General features: G+C 46.1%; 17 protein-coding genes. 16 read left to right on the top strand and 1 reads right to left on the bottom strand.

The genetic code is table 11. From position 1 onward, the window contains the following. The first annotated feature begins 39 nt into the window (after positions 1-39). The 14 genes from A3860_RS12610 (at position 40) to A3860_RS12545 (ending at position 20892) form a co-directional block, all read left to right on the top strand. Positions 40-744 carry a DUF4998 domain-containing protein gene (locus A3860_RS12610; protein WP_081147059.1) on the top strand — a complete coding sequence of 235 codons (705 nt, stop codon included), beginning with the start codon at positions 40-42 and terminating at the stop codon, positions 742-744. A 214-nt stretch (positions 745-958) separates the two neighbouring features. After that, entirely contained in the window at positions 959-2554 is a 1596-nt protein-coding gene (locus A3860_RS12605; RefSeq protein WP_216823424.1) for a glycoside hydrolase family 28 protein, read from the top strand. Between the two features lie 144 nt (positions 2555-2698). Further along, complete coding sequence (locus A3860_RS12600; protein ID WP_081147057.1) at positions 2699-5824, top strand: SusC/RagA family TonB-linked outer membrane protein; 3126 nt, start codon at positions 2699-2701, stop codon at positions 5822-5824. Between the two features lie 23 nt (positions 5825-5847). Further along, a complete protein-coding gene (locus A3860_RS12595) occupies positions 5848-7566 on the top strand; it encodes a RagB/SusD family nutrient uptake outer membrane protein (protein WP_081147056.1) in 1719 nt (572 codons plus the stop codon). A 145-nt stretch (positions 7567-7711) separates the two neighbouring features. Then, entirely contained in the window at positions 7712-9346 is a 1635-nt protein-coding gene (locus tag A3860_RS12590) for an alpha-L-fucosidase (RefSeq protein ID WP_081147055.1), read from the top strand. Positions 9347-9350: 4 nt separating this feature from the next. Then, on the top strand, positions 9351-10004 hold the full coding sequence (locus A3860_RS12585; RefSeq protein ID WP_081147054.1) for a 3-keto-disaccharide hydrolase: 654 nt from the start codon (positions 9351-9353) through the stop codon (positions 10002-10004). Positions 10005-10024: 20 nt separating this feature from the next. Beyond that, a complete protein-coding gene (locus A3860_RS12580) occupies positions 10025-11170 on the top strand; it encodes a glycoside hydrolase family 88/105 protein (RefSeq protein ID WP_081147053.1) in 1146 nt (381 codons plus the stop codon). A gap of 222 nt (positions 11171-11392) precedes the next feature. Next, on the top strand, positions 11393-12019 hold the full coding sequence (locus A3860_RS12575) for a TetR/AcrR family transcriptional regulator (protein ID WP_081147052.1): 627 nt from the start codon (positions 11393-11395) through the stop codon (positions 12017-12019). Between the two features lie 63 nt (positions 12020-12082). Continuing rightward, positions 12083-13153: an HlyD family secretion protein gene (locus tag A3860_RS12570; RefSeq protein WP_081147051.1), complete on the top strand. Its 1071-nt coding sequence runs from the start codon at positions 12083-12085 to the stop codon at positions 13151-13153. Positions 13154-13155: 2 nt separating this feature from the next. Further along, a complete protein-coding gene (locus A3860_RS12565; protein ID WP_081147050.1) occupies positions 13156-14730 on the top strand; it encodes a DHA2 family efflux MFS transporter permease subunit in 1575 nt (524 codons plus the stop codon). A gap of 22 nt (positions 14731-14752) precedes the next feature. Continuing rightward, positions 14753-16069, top strand: a complete 1317-nt coding sequence (locus A3860_RS12560; RefSeq protein ID WP_081147049.1) for a TolC family protein — start codon at positions 14753-14755, stop codon at positions 16067-16069. A 115-nt stretch (positions 16070-16184) separates the two neighbouring features. Continuing rightward, positions 16185-18068, top strand: coding sequence for a glycoside hydrolase family 97 protein (locus A3860_RS12555; protein ID WP_081147048.1), 1884 nt, complete (start codon positions 16185-16187; stop codon positions 18066-18068). A gap of 38 nt (positions 18069-18106) precedes the next feature. Then, on the top strand, positions 18107-20152 hold the full coding sequence (locus tag A3860_RS12550; protein WP_081147047.1) for a glucosidase family protein: 2046 nt from the start codon (positions 18107-18109) through the stop codon (positions 20150-20152). Positions 20153-20379: 227 nt separating this feature from the next. Further along, the gene (locus tag A3860_RS12545; protein ID WP_158085221.1) at positions 20380-20892 is read left to right on the top strand and encodes a DUF5063 domain-containing protein; all 513 of its coding nucleotides are present in this window, start codon (positions 20380-20382) and stop codon (positions 20890-20892) included. A gap of 54 nt (positions 20893-20946) precedes the next feature. On the opposite strand, the gene A3860_RS12540 is transcribed toward A3860_RS12545, so the two are convergent. Then, positions 20947-21423, bottom strand: coding sequence for a hypothetical protein (locus tag A3860_RS12540; RefSeq protein WP_143774066.1), 477 nt, complete (start codon positions 21421-21423; stop codon positions 20947-20949). An 89-nt stretch (positions 21424-21512) separates the two neighbouring features. Between A3860_RS12540 and A3860_RS12535 the strand changes: the two genes are divergently transcribed. Continuing rightward, positions 21513-22406 (top strand): tetratricopeptide repeat protein, encoded by an 894-nt coding sequence (locus A3860_RS12535; RefSeq protein ID WP_081147044.1) that lies wholly within the window; start codon positions 21513-21515, stop codon positions 22404-22406. A 15-nt stretch (positions 22407-22421) separates the two neighbouring features. Beyond that, positions 22422-22898, top strand: coding sequence for a CYTH domain-containing protein (locus A3860_RS12530; RefSeq protein WP_081147043.1), 477 nt, complete (start codon positions 22422-22424; stop codon positions 22896-22898). Positions 22899-22901: the final 3 nt, after the last annotated feature.

Genomic DNA, 22901 nt, shown 5'->3' with positions numbered 1-22901 from the left:
AACCATTTTTTTAACCAGCTTACCAGCTAAACATTTAGTATGCGTGTAAAAAAATATAATACCGTCGTAGTGGCCGTATGCTGCATGGTGCTGTTTGCCTGCAGTAAAATGGACGACACGTATGATGATTTTATTAAAGATGGCGAAATCGTTTATCCCGCAAAGGTAGATTCAATAAAAGCATATCCCGGTAACAACCGTATGGGGTTATCGATGCTGCTGATCTCAGACCCGCGTATCAGTAAAGTGAAAGTATTTTGGGAGGTCAGTGGGCAGGCCGATTCAGCTGAAAGATCAGTGCAACGAACGGCGGGGGTTGATACCGTACGGTTTTCATTTCCTAAACTGGCTGAAGGCACCTATACCTTTTATATTTATTCATATGATAATGCCGGCCACCGGTCGGTAAAGACTGATGTAATAGGAACGGTATATGGAGAAAAATATATAAACCAGCTCGTGAACCGGGCAATAAAAAGCGGAACATTTGATGGCGCTGCCAATACAGCAACTGTTAAATGGTTTGGTGTTGGCACCGATGTCATCGGCGAGGAAATTATTTATACCGATATGCAGGGTGTGGTGCGAAAGCAAATTGAAAAACATGAAAGCCTGGCAGATAGTGTAACCGTGTTGCCGGCTTATACAAAAGGAAGCTCATTCCAGTTCAGGACCTTTTACAAACCGGCGCCAAATGCACTGGATACATTTTATTCCGGTTATGAAACGCGGTTGGTGCCCTGATGGAATGCGATGGTACATTTTCCCATACAGTAGTTTTAAAGGAGGTGACCTTCGTGTTGCCTCCGATTTTTTTACGCAATCGTTCCCGGGAATTTTTTCTGCCAATATTGTTGAATGAATGGCGATTTAATGGTAAAAAGTCTGTTGTAATAATTGGTTGCTTGCATTAGGAAAACCAGCTATGTTTTTGTGCTGGAAACACTGACTGATGCATATGAAACAACTTGCTTTGGGGATAGCCTTCCTGATCAGTATAATAGGGGGGCATGCAGCGCCGTGTGTTGATATTGATATCGCCCGTTACGGAGCCGTGGGCGATGGAAAAACACTTAATACCACGGCTATTCAAAAGGCCATTGACGATTGCCATCAACAGGGTGGGGGCAAAGTGATTTTCCCGGCTGGCACCTGGTTATCGGGTACCATTGTAATAAAAGACCAGGTTACGCTGCAGTTCAACAAAGACGCCCGGCTGCTGGGCAGTACCAATCTCGAAGATTATCAGAACATTGATCCATTTACCGAGGGGCTTGGTATTGATGTAGGTTGGGCCTTACTGGTGGCTGTAGATGCAAAAAATATTGGCATTGAAGGCGAAGGCGCCATTGACGGACAGGGCGCCCAATTAAAAGAGCTGCAAATTGCTACCGATACGCGGCCCGAATCACAGCGATGGGGGCGCCGCCCGTTCTTATTACGCATTGTACGCTGTGAAAATGTTACGGTAAAAGGCATAACGCTCAATTATGCAGCTGCGTGGACTTCCCATTATTTCCAAAGCAAACAGATACACATTGAAAAAGTAAAAATTGTAAGCCATGGAGTGGCGCACAATGATGGCATCGATATAGATGGCTGCCAGGATGTACACATTAAAGATTGTGATATTTTCAGCGGCGACGATGCGCTTTGTTTCAAGACCACTTCCAGCAAAATGGCCTGCAGCAATATTGTGGTAACCGGTATGCGTCTGAAAAGCAACCAGGGCGCCATAAAAATGGGTACCGAATCCATGGCCCCATTTGAGAATATCAACATCTCCGACTGCTATATCTATGACACCAACAACGGCGGTATAAAATTATTGACGGTCGATGGCGCGCATTTGCGCAATGTGAATATCTCAGGCATTACTATGGTGAATGTGCGCACTCCCATGCTCATACGATTGGGATCGCGGCTAAGCGTATTCAGGAAAGGGAAAGACAGCCAGCAGCCAACCGGTACGCTGGAAAATGTGGTGATAAAGAATGTAAAAGCACAGGCCGCGGCCAATGCCCAGTTGATGCCGCCATCAGGTATTCTTATTACCGGTGTTCCCGGTCATTACGTTACTGACCTCACGCTTGAAAATATTGAATTAAACCTGGCCGGGGGTGGAACCGTTGAGCATGCCCGCCAGCAGGTACCCGAGGCCGTTGATAAATATCCCGAGGTAAAGACCTTTGGCCCGCTGGTGCCGGCGTATGGCATCTGGGCGCGTCATGTAAAGGGTATAAAACTCCTGAATATTACCCTGCATCTCGACAGCAACGACAGGCGGCCGGCCTTTATATGTGAAGATGGAAAAGATATTCAGCTCAGCGGCTGGAAGATCCCTGAAACCTCCGGAGCCCCATCGGTCATTCGACTCGAAAATGTGGAGAAGGCCCGCATCAGCAATATGGATGTAAAAGGCAGGGCCGCGGTGCTGGTTAAAGCAGAAAGCAACAGCAAAGACATTCAGCTTGGAAAAAACAAAATTCCGGGCATAAAAAAAGCGCTCGACACAAGTGAGCTGCCGGCTAATACCGGACCCGCTATTCAATAAAATACCACCTGTTTCATTCTATAACCAAATCAATTGCTTTTATGAAAAAGAATATAATTCATGATAAAGCCCCACCTGCCGTTTAACCCTGCCCATGGTTATGCACGACGATTGTTTATTCATCACCCAGTTAAATTTTGCTGTATGTTAAAAGCTTCTATTGAACGACGACTACCCCATAAAGCATTCCTGACCATTTGTATTTTTTGTACTTCCCTGTTGCTGCCCACCCTACTGCATGCACAGGAACCGGCTACTGAAAAAAGCGTTACTATTAAAGGCGCAGTAAAGAGCGAGAGCGGTGAGCCGCTTTCCGGAGTTTCGGTGATTATAAAAGGAACTTCTATAGGAACTACCACAAAGGCCGATGGTGGTTTTCAAATTTCAGTACCGGCCAACAGTACGCTATCCATTACCATGGTAGGGTATATAAATAAAGAAATTAAGGTTGGCAGAACCGATCAGCTGGACCTGGGCATCTCCCTGAGTTCAGACAGGCTTGAAATGGATAAGGTGATCGTAGTAGGGTATGGTACGCGGCGTAAGTCAGATGTTACCGGTTCTATTGTTTCTATCAACGAACAATCTATCAAAGATATCCCTTCCTCTAACCTGGCTGCAGCCATTCAGGGGCAGGGTGCAGGTATCGATATTCAGCGCAGCGGCGCCAACAGTAAACCGGGCGCTACGCCGAGTATCCTTATCAGGGGTTCAAGATCGTTAGGTGCCAGCAATTCCCCATTGATTGTGGTGGATGGTATTCCTTTCAATGGCAGCATCAATGATCTCAACCAGGATGATGTGGCCTCGGTAGAAATATTAAAAGACGGTTCCTCTACTGCCATCTATGGTTCAAGAGGCGCCAATGGCGTTATATTGATCACGACAAAACGCGGCAGAACCGGCAAAGCCGTATTCTCCTATAGCGGTTATGTGGGCACCAGCCGGTTAACAAAAGAATTCCCCATGATGAACGCCGCTGAGTTTACCGATCTGAAAAAATGGGCGAATATCATTGCCAATCCGGGAAAATATACCGGTCTCGATGACCCGCAGTTTTTAACCAATGGCGTGTTTGATCCTGCAGAAGTGGAAGGTTTAAAGAACGGCCGCAATACCGACTGGCAAAGCCTGATCTATAAAACCGGCATTATTACCGATCACCAGCTATCGGTTGCGGGCGGAACCGATCAAACACAATATGCCATTTCAGGCGGCTACTTCAATCAGACGGGTATTTACGCCGGCCAGAGTTTTGAACGGTATACTGTTAAATTAAGCGTAGACCAGCAGTTGGGAAAAATTTTCAAAGTAGGATTGAACTCGCTGAACACCTACTCGGTGCGTAAAGGGGAAAGTGCTAACCCCATGGCGCAGGCGCTCAGGGCCAGTCCCCTGGCTTCACCCTACGATAGTGCCGGCAACATTCTGAATGATTATGTTCCTGGAAGCGCCAACCAGGTCTGGAACCCGTTGGCAGACCTTATTCCCGGTGCAGCAGTAGAAAGCAGGAGGCGATTGGGTACGTTTACCACCTTATACCTGGAAGCGAACCTGTTCAAGGGACTGAAATACAGATTAAATGCCGGTGCAGAGATCAGATCGGATGTGTATGGAAATTTTTATTCAGCTAAAACAAGTTTCCGCGTTAACCAGGGTGGGTCAGGTTCTTCGAACCGGGATAGTATGTCGAATAACTATACGCTCGAGCACCTGCTGATTTATGATGCTACCATTGCCCATAAACATAAAATAAATTTCACGGGGTTGTACAGCTTGCAGGAAGTAAGTGGTTTATTCAACCAGTTTGATAATACAAATATTCTGGCCGATTACCTGACCTGGAATAACCCCACCTATGGGAGCAACCTGAAAGGAAATGGCAGAACTTCCAAAGCAGACATCATTTCCTACATGGGCCGGGTGAATTACAGTTTCAATGATAAGTACCTGTTAACATTGACACTGCGGTCCGATGGTTCCTCACGACTGGCAGATGGTAATAAATGGCATTCATTCCCCTCAGCTGCGTTTGCCTGGAACGTAAGCCGCGAAAATTTTATGTCGGGGATCTCTGCCATCAGCAACCTGAAATTCAGGGCCAGCTATGGCAGCGTGGGGCAGCAATCGATCAATGCGTATCAAACGCTCGGACAATTATCGGGACTCGTATATAATTATGGCGGCAACATGGTGACCGGTGCCTATCTCAGTTCTACGGTTAACCCCACATTGACCTGGGAGTATACCAAAACAGCCAACCTGGGTATTGATTTCGGTTTGCTGGGCAATCGTATCACCGGTTCGGTGGAAGTATATAAAGCATTCACCAACTCCCTGTTATTGCCGCAAACCTTACCGCCCACTTCAGGTATTCCTACAGCTATTGTAACCAATGTGGGCAAAACGGAGAACAAGGGCATTGAGGTACATATCAATACAACAAACATACAGGCACAATCGCGCAAGGATTTCAGCTGGACGAGCGATTTCAACTTTTTCGTGAACCGCGGTAAAATAACCGCACTGGCAAACGGGGTAACCAAAGACGCCGCCAACGGCTGGTTTGTAGGACAACCCCTGGATGTATATTATGATTATAAACGTTTAGGCATTTGGCAGAACAACTCAGCAGATACTGCCGCTGCAAAAGCGCTGGGCTTATCGGTGTCGGGCAATTCATCTGTAATAGGCACCATTCGTGTGGCCGACTTAAGCGGGCCCGATGGAAAACCCGATAGTAAAATTGATGCTACCTACGATCGCATGGTTGTAGGAACAAGTCAGCCCAGATGGGAAGGCGGTACCACCCAGCGTTTTGGTTTCCGTGGTTTTGATTTGACAGTGGTTGCTTTTGCCAGATGGGGCTATACTATGAAAAGCGACCTGTATGGAGGCGGATTCGCCAATACCTATCAGGGAACATATAATAATGTAAAAACGAATTACTGGACGCCATTGAATAACGAGCCCTGGAATCCCAAGGCAAATGCCAGCGCCACCAACCCGTTGAACCGCTCGGTAATGGGCTATTTCGACGGATCATTTGTGAAGATCAGAAGCATTAGCCTGGGTTATAACCTTGACCCGGCGTTGGTAAAAGCCATCAAAGCGAAGAACTTTCGCGTATATGCAACCGCTTCAGATCCGTTTATTCTTTTTTCACCTTACCGCAGGGCCGGTGGTATAGATCCTGAAGGTGCAGGGACAGTGGGCGTTGATACGCCGCCTACCTGGTCGTTGATCTTTGGTGTTAATATGTCGTTTTAATTATTACTACAAAAAGGAGATTTATGAAAAAGCTATTAATATACTGCAGCTCGTTACTGATTGCTATAACCGGTTGTAACAAGAAATTGGAAGAAAAGCCTGATTCAATACTTGTTCCTTCATTTTTTCAAACCAGCCAGGGTTTACAGGCCGGGTTGGATGCTGCTTATGCGGGTATGCGCAATTTCTGGGGTGCACAGGAACTGTTCACCGTTACGGTAATTGGTACCGATGAATTTCAGCGGGGCGTTGACGGCAACAGCGATATTAATTTGTATAGTTATACTTCCACACACAGCACCACTACCACACTTTGGAAGGCCGCGTATATTTTCATCAACACCTGTAATGGTATTATCGACTATGCCGATAAAACCGACCTGCCGGCAGCTACCAAGGCCAGCATGGTTGCGGAAGCCAAATTCCTGCGTGCGAATTATTATTTTATCCTGGTGCAGTTCTGGGGCGATGTTACCCTTAATCTGCATTTTCAGTCTGAAGCCACTACTGCTGCCAAACGCGATCCGCTGGCAGATACCTATAATTCCATTATTCAGGACCTTACTGATGCCATCGCTGCATTGCCTGCAGGCCCAAAAAGTTCGGGTGTATTGCCGGGCAAGGCAACGGCCGCTGCAGCCAAACATGTGCTGGCAAAAGTATACCTCACCCGCGCCGGATCAGCTGTAAAAAAAGCCGATGATTACCAGAATGCTTATAATACAGCCGTTGGTCTTATCAACAGCCGCGCAACGCTTGGGTTGAACCTGGTAACAGATTTTAGTAAAGTGTTTGCTGAAGGCAATGAAGACAATGAGGAAGTGCTGTGGGCTGTGCAACACACCTCGAATTTAGCGTATAATGGACCCAACAACAGCGGCGTCTCCAGCTACAGTGCTGATAACGTATTAAATCATATGTGGGTGGGTCAATATGAAAAAAGACCGGGCATGATCCGCAGTACAGCTTACGGCCGCCCTTATATTCGCTGCACCCCCACCCGTTGGTTAACCGATACGGCTTTTAAAGAAAGAGTGAATGACACGCGGTACAGCAAAACTTTTCAAACAGTATGGTATGCCAATAATCCCGATCCCAAGGGATACCCCGTATGGCCCAGTCCATTACCAGCAGGCGCACCCGCGGGTGCCGTTTCCGGACAACCGAAATTTAAATTGGGCGATACGGCCATCTATATGCCGGGTGTTGATGCTACCGATGCAAAAATAGCTGCTACCCCGTATCTGTTGGTTCCGCCCCGTAAATACGATAATACCCTTTCGGCAACCATGATGAAATATTTCGATACAAAACGCGCCGATCTGAACTCGCCTTCAGTAAGACCCGTGATCGCTTACCGGTTGGCCGAAACCTACCTGGTGGCTGCAGAGGCTGCCTTTATGATCGGCAATACAGCAGATGCAGTAAAATACATAAATACCGTTAGGGAAAGGGCTGCTTATCCAACAGGCAATGCAACCGCCATGGATATAACTGCGTCTGACCTGTCGCAGGATTTTATTCTTGATGAACGTACCCGCGAATTGTGCGGTGAAAACGTACGCTGGTGGGACCTGGTGCGCACCGGTAAATTATTACAAAGAGTAAGGATGCATAATAAAGAAGCAGCGGCCAATATTATCGACAAACATGTGTTGCGGCCGATACCCCAAGCGCAGATAGATGCTACCACCACCGGCGATCCGTATAATAATAGTTTGTATTTCCCATTGTGGAACTAAGCGCTGGGTGAGCTTGTTATGTACGAGCTTGCGCTGAGCTGAGTCGAAGAGCGGTCAGGGTGGGTGCCTTGTTCATGAAGTTAAAAATTGCGCCCATCTCAAAGGTCACTCACCCTGTCCGCATTTTTTAAGACAGATTATTCATATGAAGAAATTGCTTGTCATTTTGCTGGTTTGCATAGGGAATTATTTATATGCGCAGAAAGAAGAAAGCGATAACCGTTTTGCTGCAAATAAGAACAAGCCGGCTCGCCAGGAGTGGTTGCGCGACCTGGGTTTTGGCATGTTCATTCATTTTAATGTAGATGCGCAGTTGGGCATTACGATCAGTCATTCCCTGGTAGGCGCTTCAGATGATTATCTGAAAAGATATTTTAATGAACTGCCAAAGACATTCGATCCGGCTCAATTTAACCCGGCAGCCATTGCCAAACTGGCGAAACTGGCAGGCATGAAATATGTTGTGTTCACGGCCAAGCACCATGCTGGCTTTTGTTTCTGGGATACGAAGACCACCGCTTTTAAGATCACCAATACACCTTATAAAAAGGACCTGTTAAAAGAATATGTTGAAGGAATAAGAAAGGCCGGCCTCGCTGTTGGATTGTATTACTCGCCTGAAGATTTCAAATTTTTATACGATCATAAAATTCTCATCAAACGCGGCGATATGCAGTTCGACAAAGCGACAACTGCGGCTTATGACGACCTGGTGCGAAAACAGACTACTGAATTGTTCACGCTATTTGGCAAAATTGATGTACTTTTTATTGATGGCGAACCAAAAGAACCCTGTCGTGATGTGGCCTGGAAGCTGCAACCCGATGTGGTGATCACCCGCGGCGCCGTCAACACGCCTGAGCAAACATTGCCCGGCGTTGCATTAAATGAGTTGTGGGAATCCTGTGTAACTATGGGCACCCAATGGAATTACAAACCAACGCATGATAATATAAAAACAGCAGGCCGGTTAATTGAACTGCTGGTAGAGGCAAGGGCAAAAGGCGGTAACTTTTTGCTGAATGTAGGACCTCACCCTGATGGATATATTCCCTATGAGCTCGAAACCGAATTGCGCGAAATGGCTGCCTGGAATTTCATTAACCAGGAAGCGATACAAAGCGTGCGGCCCTGGATCGTTACCAATGAAGACAACCTGTGGTTCACTGCCTCTAAAGATAAAAAGACGGTATTTACAGTTATTACCGGCCAGCCCGATTGGGCAAAAGGCGACCGGAAGGAATTTGTGCTGGGTTCGGTAAAAGCAACGCCAACAACCAGGATCAGTGTATTGGGGCAAAACGATCAGGTGACCGAATATGCGAATCAGCTCGATGTGCATTCGCGCTTTGAACAAAAAGAAGATGGATTACATATTTCGGTAGTGAAGGCGCAACGGGTATATGACAATTATAAATGGCCCAATCCCATAACCGTAAAGCTGGAAAATGTAGAACCGGCCCTTGACCCGCCCCAGGTTGAAACCGGCATCGCCAATAGCAGCAATGGGAGCGTTGAATTGAATGGCCGGTTAATAAAGAAAGGAAATGCCGATTCGTTGCAGGTGTATTTTGAATACCGCCCCTATGCCGGTTTTGCCGAAAACCTGTACAGCAAGGATTGGCTCAAAACAACGCCGGTATATATACGTGAAGCAGGGAATTTCACCCGGTTACTACCCGGGGGTGAAGAAGGAAAGGAATATCAGTACCGCGCTGTGGTCATTCATCCCCGATTAACCGTACGGGGCGATGTAAAACGTGTAACCATTAAAAAGTAGGACTATGAAATATCTTATTCTTTTATGGGCGGTAATATTTGTTGGCAATGCCAATGCCCAAAAGGTGCAGTCATTGTTTAACGGGAAAGACCTCGCCGGCTGGTATTCATTTATAAAGAACCGGGGAAAGAACAACGATTCGGCCGGGGTGTTTTCTGTGAAAGACGGATTGCTGCACATCACCGGGCAGGAGTTCGGCTATATTGTTACGGAGAGGAAGTTCACCGATTTTCATTTAACGGTTGAATTTAAATGGGGCGAAAAGAAATATCCGCCCCGCGAAAACCGGGTGCGCGACAATGGTATCCTGTATTACGTGGTTGACAGCGACCGGGTATGGCCCAGGTCAATAGAATGCCAGATACAGGAAGGCGATTGTGGCGATTTCTGGCTCATCGACAGTGTTACCCTTGTAATAGATGGAGCCCGCACGCAGGCCACCAAAAATACCCGGATCACAAAAAAGAAAGATAATGAAAAACCAACCGGTGAATGGAACCGGTTAGAGATCATTGCGCAAAAAGGCAAATGCACACACATTATGAATGGAGAGGTGGTGAATGAAGGAACCGATGCCAGTTTGCGCACAGGCAGAATATTGATACAGTCGGAAGGCGCAGAGATCTATTACCGGAAAGTTGACATTTCAGCATTATAATATTAAATAACACAGCGTACATGAAAAAAACGATTCAATGCCTGGTATTGGCAGTTGGTATTTCGCAACTGCATCCGGGCGACTGTGAGGCACAATCAAAAAAAGCAAAGACCGATTTTTCAAAATGGCCGGCCGGTACATCGCCGCAGGAAGTAGGCAAGCGGGTGGCCGAACACTTTGTGCAAACACCGCATACGAATTTTGGCCGTTCAACGCCACCCAAATTTATTACCTATCCCGAAACCTGTACCTGGTATGGCGCGCTCACCTTTGCCAAACAAACCCGGGATAAAGAACTGGTGAAAAAACTGGCCGAACGTTTTGAACCGTTGTTTGGCGCACAGGATACCCTGATCCCCAAACCAATTCATGTTGACTATACAGTATTTGGCGCAGTACCATTGGAGTTATACATACAAACAAAAGATAAGCGTTACCTCGAAATAGGGCAGCGCATTGCCGATAAGCAATGGGGCACTCCGGAGGGCCCCCATGTAAAACCCGAGTCACAGGGTTATTTAGACCGTGGCCTTACCTGGCAAACCCGTATGTGGATCGATGATATGTTCATGATCACCGCTGTGCAGTCACAGGCATACCGCGCAACCGGCGACAAAAAGTATATTGAAAGAGCCGCAAACGAAATGGTATTATATCTTGATTCTTTACAAAAGCCCAATGGGTTGTTCTATCATGCACCGGATGTACCGTATTTCTGGGGCAGGGGAGATGGCTGGATGGCCGTTGGTATGGCAGAACTGCTTCGCTCATTGCCGAAAGACAATCCCAACCGCGAACGTATTATGAAAGGTTATAAGAGCATGATGGCCTCTTTGTTGAAATACCAGGCAGAAAGCGGCATGTGGCGGCAGCTGATCGATGATGCCGAATCGTGGCCCGAAACTTCCTGCACCGGGATGTTCACCTTTGCCATGATCACCGGTGTAAAGAATGGCTGGCTCGATGCGGCTACCTATGGTGAAGCAGCCCGCAAAGGCTGGCTGGCGTTGATCGCCTATATTGATGCAAATAGCGACGTGCGTGATGTGTGCGAAGGCACCAATAAAAAGAACGACCGGCAATACTACCTCGATCGCAAACGGAATATCGGTGACCTGCATGGACAGGCGCCCATATTATGGTGCGCTACGGCGTGGTTGCGGTAATTTACCAGGATCATAATTTGACCTGTAAGGAGCTTCATTTGAGCGGGCGCCTTACAGGTCAATTTATTTTCGGCCACGAGCTGCCAGCAGGCAGAAGCGCCTGGCCGGGCTGATTGGCAACACAGTAAAGTGCGCCTTACCCGTCTCTTACCTCTTTTTTTTAAAAAAAACTTTGACAATTCAGAAACCGGTTCTACATTTACATACCAAACGGTCGGTTTTATGAGCGACGCCAGAGACACCAGAGAACATATATTGAATGCCTCATTTATGTTGTTCCTCCAAAAGAACTTCAAAGAGGTGACCATGAAAGAGATCGTGGAGCGTACGGGGCTCTCAAAAGGGGCGTTCTATCATTATTTCAGCAGCAAGGAACAGGTATTTGAAGAGGTGATGGACCATTTCTTTGCAGCCGGCATAAAGCAAAATTTTGAAAGTTATTCCTTTGAGACATTAAAAGAGTTTTACCAGGATTATATAAAGGATGCGATCGCCAAGATGCGGTCATTCAAAAACCTGCGCACTGATAATAATGAGGAAACATTTTCAACCAATCACTACTTCCTCATTTTCGATGCCATGAAAATGCTGCCTTCCTACAAGAAAAAGTTGTTGGATAATAACCAGGAAGAACTGAAATACTGGAAAAAGATCGTGCACATCGCAAAAAAGAGCGGTGAAATTAAAACTACCATGACCGATGAGCAGATAGCCAAGCTGTTTATTTATTCAGGCGATGGATTAGGCATGCAACTGATCATGAGCGATCCAAGTGCGCAGAAAATGGAAAAATTTAAAAGTGAACTGCAGTCGATCTGGGACGGGTTATACAATGCACTGAAAGGCTGATATTTTTTTTATCTATAAACATACCGAATGGTCGGTTTTATTTGACCTGTTTAAATTTTAACTATGAAACAAAAAAAGAAAAAGGGGTTAATTGCCGCCATAGTCATTTTGGTGGTTACCGGCTCCGGCGCCTGGTACTGGAAAAGCAGTACCGGTTATGAAACAACCGATAATGCTCAAATAGATGGCAATATAGAATCCATGCGATCGGGTATAACCGGTTACCTCGAAACTATCAGGTTTGCCGATAATGAAACCGTAAAAGCAGGCGATACCCTCATGGTGTTCAATACCACTGCCCTTCAGGCAAAAGTAAAACAGGCGGAAGCCGTGCTCGAAAATGCCAAAGCCAATTTAAGTGTATCAGATATCAAAGCGCTGGCCAGCAGGGAAGACGCCAATGCATCCTTCCAGAATTCAAAAGGCAGCGAGCAAACCATTGTTATTGCAAAGGCCAATGCAGAAAGGGCGCAACAGGAGTTTGACCGTATTACCGAACTGTTGAAATTAAAAGGCGCCACGCAGGAGCAATATGAGGCGGCGCAAAACAAATTGCAGGTTGCCCGGGCCGATTATGCCCAGGCCATCAGCAGGCAACAATCTGTAGCAGCTACTTCGCTTGGCCTGCAATCTACCGCCAATGCCGCACATCACCAGATCACCGCTTCTCAGGCCCTGGTAAAACAACGGGAAGCAGAACTGGCTTTAGCGTTGGATGATTTGCACCACGCTTATATCATTGCGCCATTCGATGGCATTGTAACGAGGCGCACAGTGCAAACAGGCCAGTATGTTTCAACCGCACAAGCCCTGTGCGCGGTGATCGATACCAAACACATTTGGGTAACCGCCAACTTCAAAGAAACCCAATTGAACAGCATCAGGCCCGGGCAGGAAGTGGAAATAAAAATAGATGCTATGCCCGGCGTAACTGCAAAGGGGAAAATAGAATCCTTTGCCGGCGCTACGGGAGCAAAATTCTCCCTGCTGCCGCCCGATAACTCCACCGGTAATTTCATTAAGATAACCCAGCGTTTTCCGGTACGCATCAGGATGGATCTTTTTAGCCCCCAAAACATACCGACCGGTCTGTATCCTGGCCTGAGTGCGTTTGTAAAAGTCAAAACCTTATAACAATGGAAGCCTTATCTACGCCAAAATATCCGGTTGGCGCTCAAAAATGGATCCTGATCATCACGGCTATTTCCTGCGCCATCCTGGAGTTGATAGACAGCACCATCGTGAACGTATCGTTGCGCGAGATCAGTGGGAATATTGGCGCCACCACCACTGAAATTTCCTGGGTGATCACCGCCTATAGCATCGCCAATGTGATCGTGATACCCCTTTCGGGCATGTTATCGAACCTGTTTGGCCGTAAGACCTATTTTACTGCCTCTGTAGCGGTATTCACCATTTCCTCGCTGTTATGTGGCCTGTCGACCAACTTATGGTTCCTGGTGTTGTGGCGTTTTGTGCAGGGCCTGGGCGGTGGTGGATTGTTATCAACCGCACAAAGCATTATCATGGATGCATTTCCGCCCGAAAAAAGAATGACCGGTATTACCATCTTTGGACTGGGCATTATACTCGGTCCCTCCTTTGGTCCGGTATTGGGCGGGTACATCACCGATCATTTATCCTGGCACTGGATCTTCTTTTTAAATATTCCCATCGGCATTACTGCTTCATTATTATCCTGGCGTTTTGTGCCCGATCTGGAAGGCGTAGAGAAACCATTGATCGACTGGTGGGGAATATTATTCCTGGTAATTGGTATAGGCTCACTGCAATATGTACTGGAAGAAGGGACTGCCAAAGACTGGTTCGAAAGCGCTGACATTACCCGTTTCTTCATAGCCGCCATCATTTTCCTTGTTGCGTTTGTGATCAGGGAATTGAGTATCGATCATCCTGCCGTGAACCTCAGGTTGTATAGGAATTTTAACCTGGCCATGGGCAGCCTGATGAACCTGGTAGTAGGCATCATCAACATAGGTACCCTGTTCGTATTTCCATTATTCACCCAGATAGCGTTGGGCTGGACGGCCACTCAAACAGGTGCTTTTATGATACCTGGCACCATGGTAGCCATTGTGGGAATGGTGCTGGCTAAAAAATTACTGGAGGCCGGGGTGAACCCAAAAGTGGTGATCTTGTCAGGACTAAGCCTTACCATGCTATTCCTGGTCATCATGTCGTATTCTTCACCAGATTCTTCAGCCAGCAATTTCTTCTGGCCCTTTATAATCCGGGGCATTGGCACCGTGATGATGATCATGCCGGTAATGGACCTGGCCGTGGCCGGCTTAACAGGTAAAACATTGGCGCAGGCTGTTGGGTTATCGAATATGTTGCGGCAACTGGGCGGCGCCATTGGAGTAGCGCTAATGAATATTTACATCAATCATGAAAATGCATTTGTACGCGGTAATATGACCGGGAACATCAGTGAATTTAATAGTGAAAGTACCGACAGGCTGGCGGCATTTATACAACTCTTTATCAACCAGGGGTACGATACCTACGAAGCCACCGGTGCAGCTTACCGTTTACTCGACAATTCGCTTACCAAACAACAATTGTTGGTTAGCTATAATCACGGCTTTCTGTTTGTGGCATACACCTTATTGATCTGTGTGCCCGTGATCTTAATGATCAGGTATAAAAAAGGACAGAAGAAGAAAGAAGTAATAGCCGACGCGCATTGATAAAACACAAAGACTCATTCAAATGAAAAAGATATTTCTCTTATTGATAACAGCAATGGCAACCGCTGCTTTTGCTCAAACAAATAATTCCTTATCATTAAGCCTGCAACAGGCCATCAGCACCGGATTGAAAAACCGGTACGATATACAAGCCAGTCAGTATGATGTATCACTGGCGCAAAACGCTATCAGTAAGAACAGGCAGGAATGGTTGCCCGAGATAAATGCCTCGGGTAATATGCGGTACAATACACAATTACAGGCAACCATGATACCGGCCGGTTTCGGCGGATTTGATAAAGCGCAACTGCTGGCGCTGGGCGCAAAAAATGTGACCATATTCGGGCTCGACCTGGTTCAACCCATTTATAAACCGGCCCTTACTTCCGATATAAAAATTGCGCAAAACAACCTTGACCTGCAAAAGGAAAAGAACCGGGAACAGGAGATCAATATAAAACAACAGATCAGTGAAGCTTATCTGAATGTATTATTGAACCAGTTACAATTACGTACCGCTACCGGCATTGAAAAGCGGTATGAAGATTACTATGAACTCGCATCTGGTAAATATGATCATGGCGCATTGATAGAAAATGATTACCTGCGCGCCCGGTTAGATCTTCAGAATGCACAGGTACAAATGCAGCAATCAAAGCAGAATTATGACCTGGCGGTAGATTATCTGAAATACCAGTTGAATGTGCCTGCCTCAACTGCGCTGGTGTTAACCGATTCGCTGGCTTCAAAAAATAGCGCGGCTGTTGAAGAGGCTGCCAGCCTGGCCGGGAACAGACCCGAAATAAAAGAAATACAACTACAGCAACAGAACAACGCGCTGCTATGGCAAAAAAGCAACCGCGAATGGTTACCCACCGTTTCCTTTTTTGCCAATTATTCACAGCAATTCCTGAACGGGAAATTTGCGTATACCGAAAATAAATGGTGGGCGCCCTTTAGTTATGTGGGTATAAAATTGAACATGCCTATTACGCCGGTTTTAAAGAAGCAGGTCAAAAAGCAGGAGTATGCATTTAAAGTTCAGCAAACCAACCTGAATTTGCAACAAAAGAAAGCCGATATAGCCTATGATGTGCAAAAGACCCTGGCATCACTGAACAATGCCTGGCATAACATGCAAACCACTCAGGACAATTATGAGCTGTCGAAACGTATTTATGAAAATCAAAAGCAACAGTATGCGTTGGGTTCTTTTCAATATAGCAACCTGCTCGATACCGAAAGATCGCTCAATACCGCAGAACAGAATTACGTAAAAAGCGTATATGAGTATTTGCTGGCAAAACTGAATTATCAAAAAGCAACCGGGCATTTGTAAGAGCGCAAGGGGAGGGAAGTGGTAAGAATAGCTGAATGTTTTGCCAATTGGGGAAATGGTACCAAGGGCAAATAGTTGTTGATTGCATTCTTTGAAACTTTCCCTTACTGGCTATATGAAAAAGATCTTACTCACCGGTTGTGTGTTGTGTTTGATTTCCGTAGCTAAAGCATTGCCGGATGCTTCCATTTTAATAAGCAGCCCCGACAAACAAATTCAATTCCGGCTGTCATTGCACGACGACAATTTTCAATACACGGTCTTGTTTAAGAATGTACCTGTTGTAGAAAGCTCAACCCTGGTGATGCTGCTGAATGATAAAGCAGTGGCTGGCACCGTGAATATAAAGAGCGTGCAATGGTATCAGCTAAACGAACAGTATCCCTGGCTGGGTGTACATGCCACAGCGGTGAACAATTATAAGGGTGCAAAGATCCCCCTGCAACACCAGGGCAGTACCGATACGCTCGATATCCGGGTGTATAATGATGGTGTGGCATTCAGGATGATCATGCCGGCGGCTGCTACTATCAGCCGCATTCCTGATGAAGCAACCGTATTCAATTTACCAGCCGGCAGCACCATCTGGTATCATGACCTCGACATGCATTATGAAGGCGTGCACGTAAAAAAAGAGATCAGTCAGGTGAAGGCGGGTGAATGGGTGGCGCCACCGGCCACGTTCAAATTACCGCAGGGTTATTATGCAGCAATTACCGAAGCCAACCTGGTGAATTATCCGGGGATGGCATTACAGGCGAATGGAAAAAGCGGATTGCAGATCAGGTTGACGCAACATCAGCGGCCTTCCTATCCTTATCGCCTGCGATATAGCCCCGAAGATACGTTACGCCTGCAACAGCCTGCAGCTATAAGCGGAACCATAACAACACCGTGGCGGGTAGTGATTGTCGGTAGCGATCTGAACGCCATGGTGAATAGTGATATGGTACATAATTTATGTGCACCCCCCGATAAAACATTGTTTCCGCAAGGCGTTCATACCGATTGGATCGTTCCCGGGCGGGCCGTATGGAAGTACCTCGATGGCGGTGGCCCCGGGTCATTTGAAGCCGCGAAAAAATTTACAGATGATGCGGCGCAACTGGGTTTTGAGCATAACATCCTCGAGGGCTACTGGGCGCGCTGGGGTGGCGATACCCTGCGCCAGCTCATCGATTATTCGCGCCAGAAAAAAGTAGGCATCTGGTTATGGAAACATTCAAAATCGCTTCGTGACGCCAATGAAAGGACCGCCTTTTTTAAAAAATGTCATGACCTTGGCGTTACCGGTTTAAAGATCGATTTCTTTGATCATGAGGCCAAAGAAACCATCGATCTCTATACAGCCATATTGCAGGAAGCGGCCCAAAATCATTTACTGCTCGATTTTCATGGCGCCAATAAACCCACGGGTTTGCTGCGTACCTGGCCCAATGCGCTTACCAGTGAAGCGGTAAAGGGAATGGAAAGCAGCAAGCTGGAAGACCGGGCTACGCATGAAACCACGATCCCATTCACCCGCTTCCTTGCCGGACCGGCAGAATATACCGTAATGCTGTTTAATGATCACAAAAGAAATACCACGGTAACGCATCAGATGGCCAGCGCCGCCATACTCAGCGCGCCGTTGCTTACGTATGCGGCCAATCCCACCAGTATTATCACCAATCCCGCTGTGGCGGTTATTAAAGATATTCCCGCTGTGTGGGACGAAACCATCGTTTTGCCCTCATCACAGATCGGGGAGCTGGCAGCGTATGCCCGCCGTAAGGGAAATACCTGGTTTGTGGCTGTTATGAATGGAACAGTTCCTAAAAAAATATCCATTACATTGCGTTTTTTGAAAACCGGAACGTATAAAACGACAGTAGTAAAAGATGATGGTGACAATGGAGACCGTGTGCTGGTTGAAAACAGGACCTATGCCCCCGGCGACACCATCGGGCTTGACCTGGCGCCCGGCGGCGGTTATTTGGCAGAATTTGTACTGCCTTAAGAATTTCTAATTTATAAGAATACAATTGTTATAGTCTCATGAAGAAGCCTGCTTGCATACTATTTTTCCTCGGTATCATTACTTCAACGCATGCGCAGTTATCGATGCTGCCCGAACAAAATGACCGCTGGCGAATAACAACCGATGGCAGTATTGAATGGGCCATTGATAACCGCCTGCCACATAATGACCATGTTGAAATGAGCGGGGAGAAGGTGTCGCTGTGGGTGCAGTATGGTGTGGGTAGCGACGGACAACCCTCCTTAAACCGTACCATGGTATTCCCCTCCTTCAGGTTATTACCGGTACGTACCATTGCCAGCATGATGTACAATGTTACAGACAATGAACTGCCGCGGTTCCTGATCAACGACCGCCTGTTAAAAGCGGGAGTTTATAATGCAGCAGCTACCGACAACCTGCCTGAAAAGGTGGTAAGCATCCGGCAGAAAGGTATTCTACAGCTTAACAGTGTGGTAGGAAAGGATGGAACGATTGCCCTGCAGCGAACGCTGTTCCCTTCAGTAGATAAACCGGTAGCTATTGAAAAATGGGTATTCACCAATACCGGTAAACAACCCGTAAAAATTGAAATGGAATATTTGTACCGCGATGTGCGTCCGGCCGAAGAGCGCACCACACCGGTGCAACACAGTTTTGTAGTGAGTACGGTGAATGAAGGACTGAAAACGGTAGCGCCCGGCGATTCGGTGCAATTCGCATTGCTGTATCAGGCTATCGATAAGAACAATCCACTTGCATCGATCAAAATAAATGATGAGTTGAACAGCAGGCAACAGCGGCTGAATAATATTTTATCGCTGATGCAAATGGAAACACCCGACCCTATTCTGAACACCGCATTTTCTTTTGCGAAGATCAGGGCCACAGAAAGCATTTACAAAACAAAAGGCGGTTACCTGCATGGCCCCGGGGGCTTACGTTATTATGCCGCTATTTGGGCGAATGACCAGGCCGAATACATCAATCCGTTTTTTGCCATGCTGGGCGATGAAACGGGTAATAAGTCGGCGATGAATGCTTACCGCTGGTTTGCCCGCTATATGAATGATGCGTACAATCCCATTCCAAGCTCCATCATTGCCGAAGGCGACGCCACCTGGCATGGGGCCAGAGACCGTGGCGATATGGCCATGATTGCTTATGGCGCTTCACGCTATGCACTGACATTTGGTAATAAAGATTCAGCCAAAGTACTATGGCCGCTGATCGAATGGTGTTTGGAATATTTAAAAAGAAAGCTCAATGAGAACGGGGTGGTGGCCAGTAACAGCGATGAGCTGGAAGGACGGTTCCCTGCAGGCAGGGCCAATTTAAATACCAGCATCTTATATTATGACGCCCTTCGTTCTGCATCAATGTTGGGCAAATTGTTGAATGCGCCTAAAGAACAAACCACGCAGTATGCCAGCGAAGCGCAAACCATGCGTACAAATATTGAAAAGTTCTTTGGCGCTACGGTAGAAGGGTTTAATACCTATCGCTATTATGAAGGCAACGATACCTTACGCGCCTGGATCTGTTCGCCATTGACGGTTGGCCTGTTTGAAAGAAAAGCAGGCACTATTGCGGCGTTGTTCTCACCCCGTTTGTGGACAGCAGATGGACTGGCTTCCCTGGCCGGCAATACAACGTTTTGGGACCGTTCTACACTATATGCATTACGTGGTGTGCTGGCTGCCGGTGAAACGGAGAAGGCCATGGAATTCCTGCGGTATTACTCAAAAAGAAGATTATTAGGCGAACATGTTCCATATGCGGTAGAAGCATATCCCGAAGGCAATCAACGGCATTTATCGGCCGAAAGCGGTTTGTATTGCAGAATATATACCGAAGGTTTGTTTGGCATACGGCCGGTTGGTTTTAACAGTTTCGAGTGTACGCCCAGGTTACCAAATGGCTGGGACCGGATGGCTTTGAAAAATATGCATGCTTTTGGAAATGTATTTGATATAATAGTGAACAGGGCAGGAGCCGGCAAGCTGGGGATTACCATAAAAAATGGGGAAAAGGAGAAGAAATATGTGGTAAAGGAAGGTGCCACACAACTGATGCAGTTGTAAAAGCGAAACAGTATATTCACTATTTTGAATCGTAGAATAACGAAATGGTAGTCACGAAATATACCAATGTGTTTTTGTAATTATAAGTAGCCCGTTGAATAACAATACAGGTGACGTTTTTAGTGTTACATATACAATAATCAGGCATCATTTTTGGATACTTCAATAGCAACCATTATTTAATAACCGCTATTGAGAACACATTGCCACTCTCTGACAAGATATTAGTGTCCAAAATTATCGCGACAAATGAGTTTACCAGCTTCATTGACGCCGCAAGGAAGTATTGTTCCTTTGTTGAAACATATGAAGCCGAAACCCCAAGAACTTTCATTCTGCTTTCACAAAATCATTTGCTTTCCCTGTATAACCTGGGAAACTGTATGATCCTGATGGAAGAGAAAAGCGATAAGAAGTTTGATGTAAAACTCGACGAACTCGAATTTCAAAAGTCCCTCCATTTTATAGCCGACCGGTTATGGGATTACCGCTATTACTGGTATGTATTTGATCCCACTGCAAAGAAAAAAGACACCGACATAGTATATGGTGATCTGTATGAAGACCTGGGCGCTATTTATAAATACCTGAAGCAGTCCCTGTTGTTATACGGTTTAAAATCATCCGATGCCAAGCAAAATGCGGTTTGGGATTTCAAATGGAATTTCGATACGCATTGGAGCGGGCATTGTGCGAATGCTATTTGCGCTATTCATTATTTCCTGCAGAAGGGTAGGTAATGATTGAACGGGTTTTTTTATTTTTGTTGCATAGTTGGTTATGCCGCCTTATTTCTATATAAGGTTATGGAAGTAGTCGCTAACGATGAGACGTAAGTTCGCAACTTTCGCCCCAATGTTCGCAACTTTGACCCCAATGTTTTGAAGTTTCACCTCAACCTTAAAAACTTTCCACAAGAAGTTGCGAACAAGCGCCCCATCGTTTGCAACAAGCACCCCATCGTTTACAACAAGTGCCCCATCGTTTACAACAAGTGTCCCATCGTTTACAACAAGCGCCCCATCGTTTACAACAAGCGCCCCATCGTTCACAACAAATGTCCCATAGTTTGCAACAAGTGCCCCATAGTTTATAACATATGCGGCATAATTAGCAACTTTGGGGCGGCCCTTTCCGGAAACACCACAATATGTCACCCTTATTGTGTAAAACGGCACATCTTTATGCTGAATAATGTAAAGCCGGATACTTCTTTGTTGTAAATATGGAAAGCCTGGTAATTCAAAGATGGAAATTACTCCGAATTCCATCTGCTCGTCGACAAACTCGCACCATTTACAAAAAATAATATGTTTATTTATCGGCGATTTGTAGATTTGGCGCACCCCAACAACCTGCAATGCCTAAACATTTACTCGCGTTCTTTTTGCTACTTATTGGTAGCCAAACCTTTCCACAAGGGTTTACAACTGATTTCGATAAGGTATTGAAAGAGAGGGATACCGCCGCCCAGTTACAACTGCTGCATAACTGGCAAAAAGCCAATCCCAATGACGCAGAATTGTTCATCGCTTATTTTAATTACTACTTTTTTGCCAGCCGCCGGGAAGTAATTGCGTTAACCGATTCAACCAATGGACTGCAATCCCTTGAGGTAAAGGACAGCGCCGGTTTGAACACCGTAGGATACCTGGCAGAGGATATAGATTTTGACAGTACCCTGTTGCAGAAAGGCTTTCAATATATTGATTCCGGCATTAACACCTGGCCCGCGCGGCTCGATATGCGTTTTGGAAAGATCTATGTGTTGGGACAACTGGAAAATTATGAAGCCTTCACCAACGAGATCTTAAAGACGATAGAAACAAGCAACCAGTTAAAGAATAAATGGAGTTGGAAAAACAATAAACCGGTTGAAGATGCTGAGCGTTTTTTGTTAAGCACCATTCAGGAATATGTAGTTCAGTTATATGATGCAGGCGATGATCAGTTACACCGGATGCGCCGCATAGCACAGGCTGTGCTGAAATATTACCCCCGCCATGTAGAAAGCCTTTCTAACCTGGCCATCACTTATGGCCTGCAGGGCGATTATGACCGGGCGCTGGATGCCTTACTGAAGGCCGAAAAGATCATGCCCCGCGATGTCATAGTTTTAAATAACATTGCCAACATGTATGAAAGAAAAGGCGATAAGCTCAATGCCATCCGGTATTTTGAGCTTACTGCAAAGCATGGCGACAAAGACGCCAAAGATGCCGCGGTGAAAAAATTGAAGGAGTTAAAGAATTAGATTTGCAAAAAAGTTATGGGGGTTGAAATAGAAAGAAAGTTCCTGGTCAATAAAGAGAAATGGAGCCAGGCAATAAAAGAAGAAAGATCATTTTTCCGCCAGGGTTATATTGTGTCTGATCCCGAAAGAACGATCCGGGTACGCCTTATTGATTCAGCTGGTTTTATAACTATTAAAGGCCTCACCGTTGGTGCTACCAGAACTGAGTATGAATATCCCATTCCAAAAGAAGATGCCCAACAACTACTCGACAATTTTTGCAATTCAGAACTTAGCAAAATAAGATACTTTATTACGCACGACAACAAGCTGTGGGAAGTAGATGAGTTCCTGGGAAACAATGAAGGACTTATCGTTGCTGAAATTGAACTCACCGATGAAAATGAACCGTTTTCCCTTCCCGACTGGGTGGATACAGAAGTGACCCATGAAAAAAAATATTCCAATTCAAACCTGGCAATAAAGCCATATAAGAACTGGAATATTCAGTAATAC

It is taken from the genome of Niastella vici (assembly GCF_002077945.1).
GTDB lineage: Bacteria > Bacteroidota > Bacteroidia > Chitinophagales > Chitinophagaceae > Niastella > Niastella vici.
The sequence above is the reverse complement of the archived record's forward strand: the minus strand, read 5'-3'. Positions and strand labels throughout refer to the sequence as shown.